Here is a 17,509-nt window from a genome sequence, read left to right as displayed (position 1 = left end):
AACGGGCGCTTTCGCTGTGGGACAACGAGGGCGGCTCAGGGCCATGCGGTCCCAAGAGGGCTTCCCATCGGGCGAAGTGCAGTCCGGTCTCGATCTCGCTCGCGACATGGCCATCCGCATCGCACCGAGGCCACGCTTTACCGCGCACCGACTGACCATTCATGCCGCAGTCGAAATGATCAGCCTGATTGGGCGTGCAGCTCAGTTTCGCGTCGTACCACTCGCCTGAACGCGATGGCAAGAGGCGCTCTGCGTCCTACCGTATCGGCGGCACAGGATGGACTTGCAGAGCGCCGTCCTTGTGTCCGTTCAACATTTTGAGCCTGACCATCTCGATGGCATGGGCCGACTCCAGCCTTTGGGGACACACCTCGGAGCAGTTCATGATGGTGCGGCGGCGAAACAGGCTGTCTGACGCTGCCTTGATTTCACGTACAGCAAGAAGTATTGGATTGCGGTCGAGACGGCGTTCGGAAACACGCTCCAGGTCGTCGGCACCAGCCGCAACCACTGGCCGGTGGTGAACAGCAGCACGTAGAACGCGATGCCGTTGATCATCCACAATAAAGTGACCGAAAAATGCCACCAGCGCGCCAGCCCGATCGAATGGCGAATGCCGGGGATGCCCAGCCACGACGGAATCGTTACCGAATCGTCCTTCGCGGTCCAGATCCGCCCGGTCGGCACCGCCTTCTGGAAGCGAAACCACTCGGTGCCCGGCGTGCAGTCGCGCTTCCAGTACAGCCGCGGATGGTCCGCGAGAATTTGCACTCCGGCGCGAATGATGAAGGCCATGAAGAAGAAGTTCAGGAAGTGCAGCAACCTGAGCCAGCCGGGGAAACCAGTGGTGACGGCAACCGAGGGTGGAATGCCCGGGTAACGCACCAGGAACTCCTGCACCGCAGGAAGTAGCCGCAACGCCTGGGCCACGGCCACACAGATAACGAGCAGCACAAAGATCAGTGGCAATGCCCACAGCGCATTGACCCAATGCCGGCCGATGCGAACCTTCGGCGCGACGCCGGCTTGCGGCGGCAACCAGTGGCTGAGCAAGACGCGGTCGTCGGCGGTGCTCAGCTTATTCGCCAGCGGATCGTGAAGCGACGGTGCTTCTCTCGAGATCGCCATCAGTCCTCCTTGATGCAAAGCGTGCCGTTTATTTCAACGTGTAGGCGACCACCTCGTCGCCCAGCGTGGTGCCGAAGGAGCCATGGCCGCCCGCGGCGACCACCACCATCTGCTTGCCATTGACCCGATACGTCATTGGCGTGGCTTGTCCGCCTGCGGGCAGGCGCGCTTGCCAGAGCTTGCGCCCGGTCGTCACGTCGTAGGCACGCAGGTAGTTGTCGAGCGTGCCGCTGTAGAACGCGACGCCCCCGGCAGTAATTAACGGGCCGCCGAGGCTGGCCACGCCCATCGGTAACGGGATCGGCAGGAACTTGGGCATCTGGTCGCGTACGGTACCGTTGCGGTGCATCCAGGCGAGTTTGCCGGTACGCAGATCGACGCCGGCAATCGAGCCCCATGGCGGCTGCTGGCATGGCAGCCCGAGCGGCGACATGAAGGGTCCGATCTTGATCGCATAACGGCCACCATAGTTCTCGTTCCAGTGTTCTTTTTGGCCGGCGCTGACGTAGTTCGTGGTCGCGTCGTGGCGCGCAAAGAGCTGATAGGTGAACGCCAGACGCACCGGTGTCGCGACCATGACTTGCCTGACAGGATCAACGGCGATGCCACCCCAGTTGAAGACGCCGGCATTGCCCGGGTACACCAGCGTGCGCTGCGTAGCAGGCGGGGTATAGGGGCCCTGGTAGCCCATCGAATGGAATTCGATGCGGCAGGCCAGTTGGTCAAATGGCGTCGCACCCCACATGTCGCGGCCGGTGAGCGGCGGCGGCATGAAGTTGAGCGACGAGCTTGGCTGCGTCGGCGAGATCCTTTCGCCGGGCACGGTGCTCTTCGGCTCAGGCAACTCCCGCACCGGGAAGATCGGCTTGCCGGTACGGCGGTCGAGCACGTACAGGTCGCCCTGCTTGGTCGGTGCGATCAACGCCGGCACCGTGCTGCCGCTGACCGTGAGGTTAACCAATGTGGGCTGTGCCGGCATATCGCGGTCCCACAGGTCGATATGCACCCCCTGGAAGACCCAGCGCATCTGTCCGGTGGCGATGTCCAGCGCGACGATGGAACTCGAAAATCGCTGCACCTCAGGGCTGCGATCGAAGTCCAGTTGATCTGGCGATTGGTTTTCGATCGGGAAATAGACAAGTCCGAGCTTTTCGTCGACGCTGCCGCCGGGCCAACTGCCTGGCGTGTTGGGCGTATAAAGCTGCCCTGGCGGCAATGGTGTCGTCACGTCGGGACGCCCCAGATCCCAGTTCCAGACCAGGCGCCCGGTGTGCACATCGAAAGCGCGGATCACGCCCGATGGATTGGTGACCGACTCGGTGTCGTTGATCGATGCACCGATGATCAACAGCTTGCGCGTGACCACCGGCGGGGAGGTCTCCATGTAATAACCGGGCAGCAAGTTGGGCATGTTGACCGCGAGGTTCAGGATGCCGCCATCTCCAAACTCGGTGCAGGGGCGGCCGGTTAGCGCATCCAGCTCGAACAGCCGGCCGTCGATGGTCGGCAGGATGATTCGTCGCGTGCAGGCCGAGGTCGATTCGGAGCGTGTATCGGCGAGCGTATTCGGCGCCGAAACCGCGGACGATGCGGGGTTGGCTTCGGGAGTGGTTGCATTTGGCAGCGCAGTCGATAAAGCCGCGTCGCTTGCGTCATCGTGGTAAGCAAGCCCGCGGCAGCTCAAATGCTGGCTGGTGGGGCCGACCTTTATGTGCGGGTCGAACTGCCAGCGCACGGTGCCGGTGGCGGCGTCGAGCGCGATCACATTTTCATGCACGCTGCACAAATATAGCGTGTTGCCGATCTTCAGCGGGGTGACCTCGAACGTGGTCTCGTGCGGGTCGCTCGGGCCCTTGGGGTCTCCGGTATGGAAGGTCCAGGCCAGTGCCAGCCGGCCCACCGTTTGTGGCGTGATGTCGGTCAACGACGAATAGCGCTGGCTATAACCGGTGCCTCCGTAAGCCAGCCAGTCGTCGCCGGACGCGCCTGGAACGATGGCCGCTTGCGCCGTGGCCTGCGGCAACTGCCCCGCAACATCGAACGGGTCACGGAAGATCGAGATCAAGGTGACCAGAACCACGACGATCATCGCGCCGCCAAGCCAGCCGCGCGAGCCCCGCCAGGACGATCGCGATTGCATTTTCTCGGTGGCCACAGCATTCAACGGGCGGTTGATCCAGGGCGTCAGAAGCCACAGCCCGATGACGGAAAAGAGCGCCCCTCGGGGTATCAGCGCCCAGCGATCGAGGCCGACTTCCCAGAGTGCCCAGACAAGAGTGGCCATCAACAGTGCCGCGTACACACTGAGCGCGGCGCGGCGGCATCGGGCCAGCAATATGCCGCTGACTAGCAATCCGATACCGAGAGCGATGTAAGCCCAACTGCCGCCGACGAAGGCGAGCCACACTCCCCCCATTGCAAGCAATGCGCCAAGCATCGCAAGTATCCATCCGGTAATCATGATTAGCATGGCGACTCCTAGCAACGGTTGATGAACAAGCCCACCGCCGAACGCGCGACGAAATCGCCGTTGCGCATCGCGTCGCATTCTGCGAGTGTTTCGCGTCTTCGGGGGGGAGTCTGTGTGCTTGCCAACATACGCGCATCAATTTGTGATTGCCTAACTCTTGCGTTACGTGATGAGGTGTCGCACTTGGAAGTTGACGCCGCCCGGGCTAATCCAGGACACCGGCGTATCAGTGCATGGACGCACCGATATCCAGCGACGAGTAAGTCAGGTGGCCATCCACAATGCGGGCGGGCGACGTCATCGGGTGCAAGGTGGCATGCTTGCCATCCAGGATGTGCATCACCTTGACGCCACGCACACACAGCGCATCGGCGATCATCGAGCGGTGGCAGCGCCACCAGACGGCTTCGGCGCACATCAGCGCGGTGCGCGATCGGCTCGCCAGCGCCAGCAATTGATCCAGGCCTTGCGCGAACCCGTCGCTGGCCATGTAGTCGGCGTAGCCGCGAAACGAGGCATTGCGCCAGGCGGTGTTCGGCGAATCGGGTGAGACACGCCGACGCCCGCCGAGGGCTTGCAGCCAGTGGTAGTCCAGCGCATGCGCTGCGAGGGTGGCCGCCAGCGCCTCCTTGCCGTACTGCGGATATTTGCGTGAGCCAGGGAAGCTGCGCACATCGGCAATGGCCTCTATGCGGTACGCGGCAAGCAGGCCAAGGAATTCCTCGATCGGGCGCGTCGAATGGCCGATCGTCCAGACCGTGAGTTCACGCCCCGGATCGTTTGCCGCTGTTGCCATGCTTCTCACCGGTCAGATCTTGTGCAGCGCGGTGCCCTTGTGCATGGCAATGTGCTCGGTCTTGTCGCTCTTGATTTCATACTGCGGATCATCGGTGCTGGCGTGGTGCGTATAGCCTTTGTAGTCGGTGTCCTTCGTGTGCACCTTGATGATCTTGCCGCTGACGTGCCCGGCTTCCGAATTCCAGCGCACGTGATCGCCAATCTTGAATTTCGTGGTCATGACTTTTGCACCCCCTTGGTGCTCAGCAACGCCCTGGCGCGCGCGCAGACGTTGTCGACGGTGAATCCGTATTCGCGCAGCAAGACGTCGGCCGGCGCGGAAGCGCCGAACCGCTCGACGCCGAGCACATCGCCCCGGTCGCCGACATAGCGGCGCCACCCTTGGGTCGCACCCAGCTCAACCGACAGACGCGCATGAACCGAGGGCGGCAGCACCGCATCGCGCCCGGCTTGCGGCAGCGCATCGAACAATTCCCAACTGGGCATAGACACGCAACGCACCGCGACGCCCTCTCCTTGCAGGCGCTCGGCCGCCTGCAGGATCAGGCTGACCTCGGAGCCGGTGGCGATAAGAATCAGTTCCGGCGCACCAGCGGGCGGGTCACTCAACACATACGCGCCGCGCCGCAGGCCATCGGCCGATGCGTAGCGGCTACGGTCCAGCGTGGGCAGGTCCTGCCGGGTCAATACCAGCGCTACCGGGCGATCCAGCGACTCCAGCGCGACGCGCCAGGCCACCGCGGTTTCATTCGCGTCGCAGGGGCGAATCACCGTGAGGTTGGGGACGGCGCGCAAACCGGCCAATTGTTCCACCGGCTGGTGCGTGGGGCCATCCTCGCCCAGCGCGATGCTGTCGTGCGTGAACACATACACCACATGCAAATTCATCAACGCCGCCAGGCGCATCGGCGGGCGCATGTAGTCGGAGAAGATCAGAAAGGTCGAGCCATAAGGAATAAAACCCCCGTGTGCAGCAAAGCCGTTGATGACGGCACCCATCGCGTGCTCACGCACGCCGAAGTGCAGGTTGCGCCCCGCGTAGCTCCAGCCACCTCCCTCCGAGCCTTGCTCATCCTCGCCCTGTGGGGGCGGAGGATTGAAGTCGCCCAGGCCCTTCAAGGCCGTTTTCGTCGATGGGTCCAGGTCGGCCGAGCCACCCGTCAGTGCCGGCAGTCGTGGTGCGATCGCATTCATCACCTTGCCGCCGGCAACGCGTGTGGCCATGCCTTTGGCATCGGCGGGAAAAACCGGGATGTCCGCATCCCAGCCCGCTGGCAGTTCGCCGCCTGAGCGGCCCTCAAATTCGCGGGACAGATCCGGAAATGCCTCGGCATAGGCGCGCATGCGCGCGTTCCACGCCGCCTCATCCTGCGCGCCGCGGTCCACCGCTTTGCGCAAGTGCGCCAGCGCCCCGTCGGGCACCAGGAAGTCAGGCTCGGTCGGCCAGCCCAGTTTCTGCTTGGTCTTGCGCACGTCCTCCGCGCCGAGCGGGGAGCCATGCGCCTTGAAGCTGTCCTGCTCGGGCGCGCCATAGCCGAGATGGGTGCGCACGAGAATCAGCGACGGCCGCGCCGCTTCCGCGCGCGCGGCCTGCAACGCAGCATCGATCGCGGCCAGGTCGTTGCCGTCGGCTACCGTCAGCGTATGCCAGCCATAGGCCTCGAAACGGGCTGCGCGATCTTCCGAGAAGGTGATGTCCGTGCCGGCGGACAGGGTGACGTAGTTGTCGTCGTACAGGCAGGTGAGCTTGCCCAGCTGCAGGTGTCCGGCCAGGGACGCGGCCTCCGACGCCACCCCTTCCATCAGGTCGCCATCGCTGACGATAGCCCAGGTCCGATGATCCACCGGCGTGTGTCCATCGCGGTTGTAACGCGCGGCCAGTTGCGCTTCGGCCATCGCCATGCCCACCGCATTGGCCATGCCCTGCCCGAGCGGACCGGTGGTGACTTCGACACCCGGCGTGTGACCGCGCTCGGGATGGCCCGGCGCCTTGCTGCCCCATTGGCGGAATTGCTTGATATCGTCCAGCGACAGGTCGTAGCCGGTCACAAACAGCAAGCTGTACAGCAACGCCGAGCCATGCCCCGCCGACAGCACGAAGCGATCACGATCAAACCAGTGCGGGTTGCGCGGGTTGTGCTTCAGGTGCCGCGTCCACAGCGCATAGGCCATCGGTGCGGCGCCCAGCGGCAACCCCGGATGGCCGCTGTCCGCTTTCTGCACCATGTCCACCGACAGAAAGCGCAGGGTGTTGATGCATTGCTGGTCGAGTGGGTCTGACATGGTCAATCCTTGTTGCTGCGGCCAAAACAGAGCGTTAATGCTGCGCGAGCGCGCCATCAACGATCTTCTGCGCCTGTTGCAGGATCAGGCGCAGATGCGCCTCATCCTTGAAGCTCTCCGCGTATATTTTGTAGATGTCTTCGGTGCCGGATGGCCTTGCGGCAAACCAGCCACTGGCGGCGACAACCTTGATGCCACCGATCGGCGCCTGGTTGCCCGGGGCATGGTCCAACACGCCCTCGATCTTCTCGCCGGCCAGCTCGGTGCTCTGCACCTGCTGCGGTGACAGCTTCGCGAGCTCAGCCTTTTGTTCGGGCGTCGCGGGCGCCTCGATGCGATCGGCCACCACCTTGCCCAACTCGCGAACGAGATCGCGATACAGCTCGGCAGGGTCGCGGCCGCGGCGCGCGGTGACTTCCGCCGACAGCAATGCCGGCACGATGCCGTCCTTGTCGGTGGTCCACACGGCGCCGTCCCTGCGCAGGAACGCCGCGCCTGCGCTTTCTTCGCCGCCGAAACCGAGTGAGCCGTCGAACAAGCCGTCGACGAACCATTTGAAGCCGACGGGCACCTCGAAAAGCGGGCGATCCAGCCGCTTGGCGACCCGATCAATCATCGATGTGCTGACCACGGTCTTGCCGATCGCCGCCCGTTTGTTCCATTGCGGTCGATGCTGGAACAGGTAATCGATCAGCACCGACAGGTAATGATTCGGCTCCATCAAGCCGCCACTGCGCGTGACGATGCCGTGGCGGTCGTGGTCGGTATCGCAGGCGAACGCCACGTCGTATTGGTCCTTCAGGCCAATCAGCCGCTGCATCGCGTACGACGACGACGGATCCATGCGGATTTGGCCGTCCCAGTCCACCGTCATGAACGCGAACTGCGGATCGACTTCTTCGCTGACCACGGTCAGACCAAGTTTGTAGTGCTCGGCGATCGGCGCCCAGTAATGCACGCCGGCGCCGCCCAGTGGATCGACGCCCAGATGAATACCGGCGCTGCGAATCACGTCGAAATCGATGATGTTGCCGAGGTCGGCGACGTACGCATTGAGATAGTCGTGCGCGTGCGTTGTCGCGGCCTTGCGCGCCTGCGCCAGTGGCATGCGCTTGACGCCCTTCAGGCCGGATTCCAGCAATGCATTGGCGCGATGCTGGATCCAGCCGGTGACGCCGGTGTCGGCCGGCCCGCCATTGGGCGGGTTGTATTTGAAGCCGCCATTGTCGGGCGGGTTGTGTGACGGTGTGATCACGATGCCGTCGGCCAGGCCCGTCGTGCGAGCGCGGTTGTAGCCAAGGATCGCATGCGATATGCCCGGCGTCGGCGTGTATTCGCCGCCGGCCGCGATCATCGTCTCCACCCCGTTGGCGGCCAGCACCTCCAGCGCGCTGTCAAATGCCGGTTGCGACAGCGCATGCGTATCGATGCCGATGTACAGCGGGCCGTTGATACCCTGACCAGCGCGGTAGTCACAGATCGCCTGGCTGATCGCCAGCACATGCCATTCGTTGAAGCTGGTCTCGAACGAGGAGCCCCGATGGCCCGAGGTGCCGAATGCCACGCGCTGCCCGGGCACGGAAGGGTCGGGCACACCCGTGTAATAGGCCGCGACGAGTTTGGACACATTCACCAGGATCTCCGGCGGGGCCGGCTTGCCAGCCAAGGGGCTGATTTTCATGGTTTTGTCCTTGTTGCTACTGATTCAGTAGCATGATGTGCAGAACTGGCATGGGGTACACGCGCTTTTTCAAAGATTTTTACCCATTTTCGGTAGCGTTCGGCAATGTGGGATACCGCTTCCTGTCTCGTCATTTCCTTAGCTTCGAAGCCTGCCACCGCATCCCAGAACGTGGTGCGCCCCACCGCAAAGCCGATGAACCCGGGCACTGGCGCGGCGGCCTCCAACCAGTCCACCACTTTCTTTTCATCGGCACCGCGTCCCAGCACGATGCAGCCGACGTCGCCCCGGCCGTCACGCCGCGCAATGTCGACCAGCTGTTCGCAATCCTCGCGGCGCTCGAGGCCTTCGATCTTCCAGACATCCGGCTCAATACCCGCATCCTGCAGCGCACGAATGGCCTGGCGCATCAAGTCAGGACGAAGCTGATCGTCGTAGGCGTTCTTGTCCGCCCCAACATGCTCCATCTGCGCCTTCGTGGCCGGCACCAGCAGCTCGAACATGAACCGCTGCTCAGTCGCCCGGCAGTGATCGGACAGCTGCTTGAGGCGGGCCGTCTGGCGTTGATTGAGCGCCATGTCGCCCTGCGGGTTGTAGCGCACCAGCACCTTCGCGAAGGTCGGTTTGAAGGCTTCGAGGTGCGCGGCATACGCGTCGCCATATTCGAATTCGAACTCGTCCGAGCCGCTCTTCTCCACCGAGACCGCGGTTACATAGCCGCTCGATGCGGCGTCGCGGAGAATGTCGGCGCCGAATTCCTCATCGACCAGAATGCCGGCGCAGGCGACGGGCACCGCGCCCGTGAGCGCTTGCCGGAATCCGTCGTAGATCAGTCGTTTGCTGCGGGCCACCCTGTCGTGCTCGTCCGCCGTCAGCGGCGGTTTGAAATGAAACATGCCGCTGACGTAGGAGCCGCGATGGTCGAACGGCAACAGGTAAAGCGGCTCGGTATAGCCCAGGTTCATGATGCTTTCCCCCGGAGCCGGCGGTAGCGCCGGATCAATGCGTTGGTTGAACTGTCGTGCCCGAGCGTCGGCTCGTCCTTGCTTTCAAGCTCGGGAATGATGCGCTGCGCCAGTACCTTGCCCAGTTCGACCCCCCACTGATCGAACGAGTCGATATGCCAGATCACCCCCTGTGTGAAGACACTGTGCTCGTACAGTGCGACCAGTTGCCCCAGCGTCTGCGGCGTCAGCCGCTCGGCGAGGACGGTGTTGGTCGGGCGGTTGCCTTCAAAGGTGCGATGCGGCGCCAGCCAGGCGGGAGTTCCTTCGGCCTCGACCTGCTCTTTCGTCTTGCCAAACGCCAGCGCTTCGGTCTGCGCGAGCAGGTTGGCCAGCAACAGGTCGTGATGGCTCCCCAGCGGATTCAGTGACTGGCAAAAGCCGATGAAATCGCAGGGCACCAACCGGGTGCCCTGGTGGATGAGCTGATAGAACGAATGCTGGCCGTTGGTGCCCGGCTCGCCCCAGTAGATCGGCCCGGTCGACACGTCGACGGGACAGCCCTCCAGGGTGACATGCTTGCCGTTGCTCTCCATCGTCAATTGCTGCAGGTACGCAGGAAAACGCTTGAGGTAGTGCTCATACGGCAGCACCGCGACCGTCTGGGCACCGAGGAAATTGTTGTTCCAGATCGCCAGCAGCCCCATCAGAACCGGCAGATTTCGCTCGAACGGGGTGCGGCGAAAATGCTGGTCCATGGCATGAAAGCCGGACAACATCGCGCGAAAATTCTCCGCTCCGATGGCAAGCATTGTGGACAGGCCAATCGCCGAATCCATGGAGTAGCGGCCACCAACCCAATCCCAGAAGCCGAACATGTTGGCGGTGGCTATGCCGAACTTCGCCACGCCTTCGGCGTTGGTCGAGACGGCGACGAAATGCCGTTGCACTGCCCGCTCATCTTTCAGCTTGCGCAAGCTCCAGGCGCGGGCCGAGTGCGCATTGGTCAGCGTCTCCAGCGTCGTAAACGTCTTGGAACAGATGACGAACAGCGTTTCTTCCGGGTCCAGGTCGCGCGTGGCTTCCTCGAAGTCCGTGCCATCGACGTTGGAGAGGAAGCGGAACGTCATGTCGCGCTGGCTGTAGTGGCGCAGCGCCTCGTAGGCCATGACCGGGCCGAGATCCGAGCCACCGATGCCAATGTTGATGACGTTGCGAATGGGCCGGCCGGTATACCCCAGCCAGCTCGCGCTGCGCACGCTCTCGGAGAAAATCGCCATGTGATCGAGAACGGCATGGACCTCCGGCACGACGTCGGCGCCATCGACCTCGATCCGCTCGCCTGACTGCGCGCGCAGGGCGACATGGAGCACCGCCCGCTGCTCGCTCGCGTTGATCTTCTGGCCGCTGAACATGGCCTCGATGCGGTCGGCCAAACCGCACTCGGTGGCCAACTGCAGGAGCAGCTTGAGCGTCTCGTCGGTCACGCGATTCTTGGAATAGTCGAGATAGAGGTCGGCGCCTTCGGCGGTCAACCGCTCGCCCCGCTGTGGATCGTCGGCAAAGATCTGCCGCAAATGCAGATTGCGCACTTGTTCGTGATGCGCCGCCAGAGCCTTCCATGCGGGCCGGTCGGCAAGTCGCGGGTGGGATATGGGTGCCGGGTCATTCATGATTGCGCACCCCCGCCACGCTGGCTTTGCGCGAGCGTTGCGCTCTTGCTTGCAATGACCGCCATCAAATCGCTCCAGGATTTGCTGAACGATTCGGCCCCCTCGCGCTGCAATCGGATGGCCAGCGCTGCCTCGTCCACGCCGGCCTGCGCGAAGGCAGCGAGCACCTGTTGCGCATCGCCGCCATCCGCCGCCATCGCAGCGTTCACGACGCCATGGTCGGCAAAAGCCAGCAGCGTCTTCTCGGGGATGGTGTTGATGGTGTCGGGCGCAGCGAGCGCCTCCAGATACAGCGTATCGGGCGCTGCCGGGTCTTTGGTGCCGGTGCTGGCCCATAACAGGCGCTGCGGCCGGGCGCCGGCGTTTGCCAGCGTGCGCCAGCGCGACGAGACCAGAAGCTCGCGATAAGCGCGGTAGGTGCGCTGCGCAATGGCGATACCCAGACGATTGCGAAGCGCTTCGGGAACCTGGTCCTTCACGGCCACATCCCAGCGGCTCACGAAAATCGAGGCGACCGAGCCGACGACTGGGTCGCGCCCCGCGGCGATGCGCCGTTCGATGCCGCGCATGTAGGCGCCGGCGGCCGCGAGATATTGTTCGCGGGAGAACAGCAAGGTGACGTTGACCGGCACACCGGCAAAAATCGACTCTTCAATGGCAATGATGCCCGCTGGCGTGCCTGGAATCTTGATGAACAGATTGGGCCGCGCTGCGCGTGCATGGAGTTGCGCGGCTTCGCGCACCGTGGCCGCCGCATCGTTGGCCAGCAATGGCGATACTTCCAGCGAGACCCAGCCGTCCACGCCGGCCGTGGCCTCGTGGCTGGGGCGAAACAGATCCGCGGCCCGGGTCAGGTCTTCCAGTGCCAAATCGAAAAATAAGGCCTCGCCTGATTTTCCTGCGGCGGCCTTTTTCTGAATCGCCTCGTCGTAGAAGTTCGTACCTCGAATGGCGAGATCGAAAATCGTCGGATTCGAAGTGAGCCCGGTCACCGCGAAGTCGTGCAGGTAGCGCTGCAACGTACCGCTTTCCAGCAGTCCGCGCGTGATGTTGTCGAGCCACAGGCTTTGCCCGAGCTCGTGAAGCTGTTGGGTAGCGTTCATGATGACCTCTTTTCTGTATGGCCCGCGCGGATGGCATCCAGCGAGGCCGGCAAGTCGCAATGGATCAAATCGCCGATGCGCTCGACCGTCAGATCGGCGGCGGGGTAAGTCGCGATGTTGTGGGGATCGAGGGCGTAGTGCCCCTGGCGTGGAAAGACGGTTGTCAGCCGCTCGCCCATCACGTTCTTCATGGCGGCCAGAATGCGCAGCTTGTCATCGACCATGACGTAATGGCGGGCCGGATAACGCCGCTCCATGTCGTCGAGCATTCTCTCTTTATGAACATAGATCAGCACGCGCCCTTCGACTGCCTGCCATAGCTCCGAGCGCTGGATTTTTCGCGGCTGGAAGACCACGTCGCCGTCCGATAACACAACCGTCGGCCCATGCAGGCCAAGATGTTTGATCACGTCGAGCGCGCCTGGATACAAGCGGTCGGCAAACGGGTAGTCCAATAGAAACGCAGACATTTGCAACAAGCGTGGATCGCTCGTTGCGTCCAGACGGTAACGCTGCAATGCGCCCAGGTAATCCGCGTATCCCAGTTCGGTGCGCAACGCTTCGAAAATTTCCCAGTAGCGATCCCGGTTCGCGGCGCCGAATTCACGCTCGAGGTGGGTGCGCAGATCGGCTTGCACGCGGTCGTTGTCGAGCAGCGTGTTATCGCAGTCAAACAGAAAAACCATGTCCTCTGGCGTTTTCATGGAGACGCCACCTCCGGTGCGGGGTTGTGCCATTGATCACCGTCGGCCATGAGCTGCTCCGCTGCCGCAGGCCCCCAGGTATCCGGTTCATAGCTGGTGACTGGCACGGCGTTGCCGAGGACCGGATCCACCACGCGCCAGGCTGCTTCGACCGTGTCGCCGCGCGTGAACAACGCGGCGTCTCCGCGCAGCGCATCGCCCAGCAGACGCTCGTAAGGTGTCATCTCGTCGCCGGGACTGTGATGTGCGATCAGTTCTGTGGCCGATCCAACCATCGATTCTCCGGGTGCCTTGGTTCGTGCCCCGACCGAAATCAAGACATCGGGGCTGAGCCGGAAGCGAAAATAGTTCGACCGGCCGCAATCGTCGGCATCGAATATCGCACGGGACGGCGGCTTGAGCTCGACCAGCACCTCAGTGCACGTGACGGGTAGTTGTTTGCCGGCACGAATGTAGAAAGGCACCCCTTCCCAGCGCGCATTATCGATATACAGCCGCAGCGCCGCGAACGTCTCTACCTGCGAGTGGGGCGACACGCCGTCCTCGCCGAGATATCCGCGGAATTGACCCCGGACGACTTCTGTCGGGGCCAGCGGGCGCATCGCGCTCAGCACCCGCAACTTTTCGTCGCGTATCGCATCCGGGCCGCCATCCGTCGGGGGTTCCATTGTGAGCAGGGCCATGACCTGCAGCATGTGGTTCTGCACCACGTCGCGTATCGCTCCGACCTCCTCATAGAAGGCGCCGCGCCCCTGCACCCCCATTTGCTCGGCCATGGTGATCTGCACACTTGCCACATGGTCGCGACACCAGACCGGCTCAAGGATGGTATTGACAAAACGGAAATAGAGCAGGTTCTCGACCGCTTCCTTGCCGAGATAGTGATCGATGCGAAAAATGGCGTCCTCGGCAAAGGATCTGTGCAGCGTGCGATTGAGTGCCTGCGCCGAAGCAAGATCGCGGCCAAAAGGCTTTTCCACGACAACCCGTGCATCCCGGGCGCAGCCGGATTTGGCGAGCCCCTGTATGACGGACTCGAACATGCCCGGCGGAATGGCAAGATAGTGCAACGGCCGCACCGCGCTGCCCAACGCCCGGTGCAGTTGCTCATACGTCGCGTCGTCCTGGTAATCGCCATCGACGTACTGGAGTCGGGCGGAGAGCTTCGCAAATGCACCGGCATCCAGACCGCCATGCTTTTGCAGGCTGTCGTGCGCGCGGTCCCGGAACTGGTCAAGATTCCAGCCCGATTTCGCCACCCCGATGATGGGCAGATCGAGGTGCCCATGCTTGATCATCGCCTGCAGCGCGGGGAATACCTGCTTGTAAGCCAGGTCACCCGTGGCACCAAAGAAAACAAAGGCGTCGCAGTGGGATACCGTCATGGTTCGCTCCCCCTTACTGCTTGGCGGCCTTTTCCACATGGCCGCCAAATCCATGCCGCATGGCTGACAACACCTTGTCGGCAAAGCCGGCCTCCCCGCGCGAACTGAAACGCTCGAAGAGCGCGGCACTCAGGATGGGTACCGGCACGGCTTCTTCGATTGCCGCCGCAATCGTCCACCGGCCTTCTCCGGAGTCCGACACGCGGCCCGCATAACTTTCCAGCTTCGGATCCGTCAGCAGCGCGCTCGCGGTGAGATCGAGCAGCCAGGAGCCGATCACGCTGCCTCGGCGCCAGAGCTCCGTGATCTCGGGCAGATCCAGTTCGTATTGATAAAACTCCGGGTTGCGCAGCGGTGTCGTTTCGGCATCCGAGTCGCTTTTCTGCTTGCCCACATTGGCGTTGCGCAGGACATTCAGTCCCTCGGCATAGGCGCCCATGATGCCGTACTCGATGCCGTTGTGAACCATCTTGACAAAGTGGCCGGCGCCTTGCGGGCCACAGTGCAGATAGCCCTGCTCGGCGGTACCGCCGGGTTTTTGCCGGCCGGCCGTGGGCGGCGCCGCGCCGATGCCAGGAGCGAGCGTGGCAAAGATCGGGGCAAGGTGCTGGACGACCTCTTTTTCGCCCCCGATCATCAGGCAATAGCCCCGATCGAGTCCGGCGACGCCCCCGCTCGTTCCGACATCCACGTAGTGGATCTGCTTCGATTTCGCCTCGGCCCCGCGCCGGATATCGTCGCGGTAATACGAGTTGCCCCCATCGATAATGATGTCACCTGGCTGGAGCAGCGGAATCAGCGTGGCCAGCATATCGTCCACCGCCGCGGCCGGCACCATCAACCACACCGCACGCGGCGCGGCCAGTCGCGCGACAAAATCTTCGACCGAAAAGGTCCCGGTCGCGCCCTGGGCCTGCAGGTTCTTGACGGCCTGCGGGGTGCGGTCGTAGACCACACACTCGTGGTCTGCCTTGACCAGGCGACACACCATGTTGGCGCCCATACGTCCCAATCCGATCATTCCGAGTTGCATAGTGAGCCCCTTATCTTTCATGGATGCGGTGACGGCATCTGCGCCCGATGGCAGGATGAGCAAGGTGCGGCCCCTCAAAGCCCGGCCACGTGACCGAACCCAAACTCAAGCATGGAACGCGCCTCGTCTTGCGGCTAGCGGACGGCGCCCCCACCTGCTGTAGTAAATGTCCTACGAATCCGGATGCGGCAAATGCGCAGGGCCGGAGCGCACCCGGTGGTCACCGATAGCCGAAAACTACCGATGGCATTGAACTTATCGTTTAGCACTCTCTCCAATAGAGTGCTAATATTTGAACTCAGACGAAAGGACTTCTGGTATGTCAACTCAAACTGGAGCCTCTGGCACCGCCTTGGCGGTCGTAAACCCGTGGGCGCTGATGCCCCCGCTGGGGAACCTGGACGCCTATATTTCGGCGGTCAACCGCCTGCCCATGCTCACCCTGGAGCAGGAGCAGGAGTTTGCCCACAAGCTCCAACAAAACAATGACCTGGAAGCCGCCGGCAAGCTGGTGCTGTCGCACCTGCGGCTGGTGGTTTCGGTCTCGCGCAAGTACCTGGGTTATGGCCTGCCGCATGGCGACCTGATCCAGGAGGGCAATATCGGCCTGATGAAGGCCGTGAAACGCTTCGACCCCGACCAGGGCGTGCGCCTGGTGAGCTATGCGCTGCACTGGATCAAGGCCGAGATTCACGAATACATCCTGAAAAACTGGCGCATGGTCAAGGTGGCCACCACCAAGGCGCAGCGCAAGCTGTTTTTCAACCTGCGTTCGATGAAGCAGGGCTTCAAGTCCGATGCGCTGGACGCCGACACGCACCGCGAGACCCTGAGCGAGTCCGAGATCGACGTGATGGCACGCGAACTCAATGTCAAGCGCGCCGACGTGACGGAGATGGAAACCCGTCTCTCGGGCGGCGACGTGATGCTCGACCCGGGCGCATCCGACGATGGCGACGACGGCTATGGCCCGATTGCCTATTTGGCCGACGCGCATCACGAACCGACCGCCATGATCGAGGCGCACCAGCGCGACGTACTGGCCAGCGACGGCATTGCCAGCGCCCTGGCCACGCTCGATGACCGCAGCCGGCGTATCGTCGAGGAGCGCTGGCTCAAGGTCAACGATGACGGCTCGGGCGGCATGACGCTGCACGACCTGGCCGCGGTCTATGGCGTCAGCGCCGAACGCATTCGCCAGATCGAGGTCGCGGCCATGAAGAAGATGAAAAAGGCGCTGGTCGAGTACGCCTGAGCGCGCATTGGTGCTGGCGGTAACATCGTGTTTTTTACGGAAACACGCATGCTTCGCCACCTCCTCAAGAACGCTATATTTCTGATAGCTGCTACCGCAGTATCCACCGGGGCTTTGGCCCAAAAAATCTCCAAAGAACCGGCCGCCTGGCCGACCAAACCGCTGCGGATCCTGGTCGGCTTTCCGGGCGGCTCCTCGCCCGACCTGGTGGCGCGCGCGCTACAGGAGCCCCTGTCCAGGGCCCTGGGCCAGCCCGTGATCGTGGAAAATCGCCCCGGCGCGGGCGGCAACATCGCCGCCAACCTGGTGGCCAAGGCCACGGATGACCACACCATCGGCGTGATGATCAACGGCAACATGACGATTGCCAAGCTGCTGAACCCGGCCACCCCGTACGATCCCGAAAAAGACCTCGCGCCGATCAGCCTGATCGGCACTGCGCCGCTGGTGCTGACAGTCCCGGTGTCAGCGCCCGGCCACAACGCGCAGGATTTCTTTGTGGCGGCGCGCAATGCCGGCAACAAATGGAGCTACGGCAGCCCCGGCGTGGGCACGGTGGGCCACATCGGCATGGAGCTGCTCAAGGCCAAGACCGGCATCGATCCCGTGCACGTTCCCTACCCGGGCAACCCGCAGGTCATCGCCGCCATGATCGGCGGCCAGATCAACCTGGCGCTGCTGCCGCCGGGCCTGGCGACCACGCAAATACGCGCGGGCAAGTTGCGCGCGATTGGCGTCACCTCCGCCGGCCGCAGCTCGCTGGCTCCCGAGATTCCCAGCCTGGCCGAAGCCGGCATCCAGGGCTACCGGCTTGAAATCTGGACCGCCGCGGCCGCTCCCACCAACATGCCCAAGCCCATCGTGGCGCGCCTCTCGGCCCTGATCAGCGAAATTGTGCGCACCCCCGAGATGCGCCAGAAGTTGTTCATTCAGGGCTGGCAGGTTGCCGGCACCTCGCCCGAGGGGCTGGCCAACCGCATCAAGTCCGACACCGCGCTGCTCGGTGGCGTGATTGCGATGCGCGGCATCCGGGTCGATTGAGGGGTTCGCGG

At 63.2% G+C, this 17,509-nt stretch carries 14 protein-coding genes; 2 read left to right on the top strand and 12 right to left on the bottom strand.

All coding sequences use genetic code 11. The annotated features are described in order from the left end of the window. Positions 1-381: 381 nt before the first annotated feature. From B0E49_RS02460 to gnd, 12 genes are all read right to left on the bottom strand, one after another. Positions 382-1,128: a hypothetical protein gene (locus B0E49_RS02460; RefSeq protein WP_174571052.1), complete on the bottom strand. Its 747-nt coding sequence runs from the start codon at positions 1,126-1,128 to the stop codon at positions 382-384. 28 nt (positions 1,129-1,156) lie between these two features. Then, entirely contained in the window at positions 1,157-3,598 is a 2,442-nt protein-coding gene (locus B0E49_RS02455) for a membrane-bound PQQ-dependent dehydrogenase, glucose/quinate/shikimate family (RefSeq protein WP_077560376.1), read from the bottom strand. A 226-nt stretch (positions 3,599-3,824) separates the two neighbouring features. Further along, on the bottom strand, positions 3,825-4,394 hold the full coding sequence (locus tag B0E49_RS02450) for a DUF488 domain-containing protein (RefSeq protein ID WP_077560375.1): 570 nt from the start codon (positions 4,392-4,394) through the stop codon (positions 3,825-3,827). Between the two features lie 12 nt (positions 4,395-4,406). Further along, positions 4,407-4,616 carry a hypervirulence associated TUDOR domain-containing protein gene (locus tag B0E49_RS02445; RefSeq protein ID WP_077560374.1) on the bottom strand — a complete coding sequence of 70 codons (210 nt, stop codon included), beginning with the start codon at positions 4,614-4,616 and terminating at the stop codon, positions 4,407-4,409. Next, positions 4,613-6,679 (bottom strand): transketolase, encoded by a 2,067-nt coding sequence (tkt, locus tag B0E49_RS02440; protein WP_077560601.1) that lies wholly within the window; start codon positions 6,677-6,679, stop codon positions 4,613-4,615. Before tkt ends, B0E49_RS02445 begins: the two co-directional genes overlap by 4 nt. Positions 6,680-6,713: 34 nt before the next feature. After that, entirely contained in the window at positions 6,714-8,360 is a 1,647-nt protein-coding gene (pgm, locus tag B0E49_RS02435) for a phosphoglucomutase (alpha-D-glucose-1,6-bisphosphate-dependent) (protein ID WP_077560373.1), read from the bottom strand. After that, positions 8,357-9,325, bottom strand: a complete 969-nt coding sequence (locus B0E49_RS02430; RefSeq protein WP_077560372.1) for a 2-deoxy-5-keto-D-gluconate 6-phosphate aldolase domain-containing protein — start codon at positions 9,323-9,325, stop codon at positions 8,357-8,359. The genes pgm and B0E49_RS02430 overlap by 4 nt, the downstream gene beginning before the upstream one ends. Further along, positions 9,322-10,977: a glucose-6-phosphate isomerase gene (gene pgi / locus B0E49_RS02425; RefSeq protein WP_077560371.1), complete on the bottom strand. Its 1,656-nt coding sequence runs from the start codon at positions 10,975-10,977 to the stop codon at positions 9,322-9,324. Before pgi ends, B0E49_RS02430 begins: the two co-directional genes overlap by 4 nt. Continuing rightward, positions 10,974-12,080 carry a transaldolase gene (gene tal, locus B0E49_RS02420; protein WP_077560370.1) on the bottom strand — a complete coding sequence of 369 codons (1,107 nt, stop codon included), beginning with the start codon at positions 12,078-12,080 and terminating at the stop codon, positions 10,974-10,976. The genes pgi and tal overlap by 4 nt, the downstream gene beginning before the upstream one ends. Next, positions 12,077-12,784: an HAD family hydrolase gene (locus tag B0E49_RS02415; RefSeq protein WP_077560369.1), complete on the bottom strand. Its 708-nt coding sequence runs from the start codon at positions 12,782-12,784 to the stop codon at positions 12,077-12,079. Before B0E49_RS02415 ends, tal begins: the two co-directional genes overlap by 4 nt. Then, a complete protein-coding gene (gene zwf / locus B0E49_RS02410) occupies positions 12,781-14,169 on the bottom strand; it encodes a glucose-6-phosphate dehydrogenase (RefSeq protein WP_077560368.1) in 1,389 nt (462 codons plus the stop codon). The genes B0E49_RS02415 and zwf overlap by 4 nt, the downstream gene beginning before the upstream one ends. Positions 14,170-14,182: 13 nt before the next feature. Then, positions 14,183-15,202, bottom strand: a complete 1,020-nt coding sequence (gene gnd, locus B0E49_RS02405) for a phosphogluconate dehydrogenase (NAD(+)-dependent, decarboxylating) (RefSeq protein ID WP_077560367.1) — start codon at positions 15,200-15,202, stop codon at positions 14,183-14,185. Positions 15,203-15,521: 319 nt separating this feature from the next. On the opposite strand from gnd, the gene rpoH reads away from it, so the two are divergent. Then, positions 15,522-16,457, top strand: coding sequence for an RNA polymerase sigma factor RpoH (rpoH, locus tag B0E49_RS02400; protein ID WP_077560366.1), 936 nt, complete (start codon positions 15,522-15,524; stop codon positions 16,455-16,457). A 48-nt stretch (positions 16,458-16,505) separates the two neighbouring features. Next, the gene (locus B0E49_RS02395) at positions 16,506-17,498 is read left to right on the top strand and encodes a Bug family tripartite tricarboxylate transporter substrate binding protein (protein ID WP_077560365.1); all 993 of its coding nucleotides are present in this window, start codon (positions 16,506-16,508) and stop codon (positions 17,496-17,498) included. The last annotated feature ends 11 nt before the right edge of the window (positions 17,499-17,509 follow it).

It is taken from the genome of Polaromonas sp. C04 (assembly GCF_002002705.1).
Taxonomy (GTDB): Bacteria; Pseudomonadota; Gammaproteobacteria; order Burkholderiales; family Burkholderiaceae_C; genus Rhodoferax_A.
This window is presented reverse-complemented; position numbering and strand designations above follow the sequence as displayed.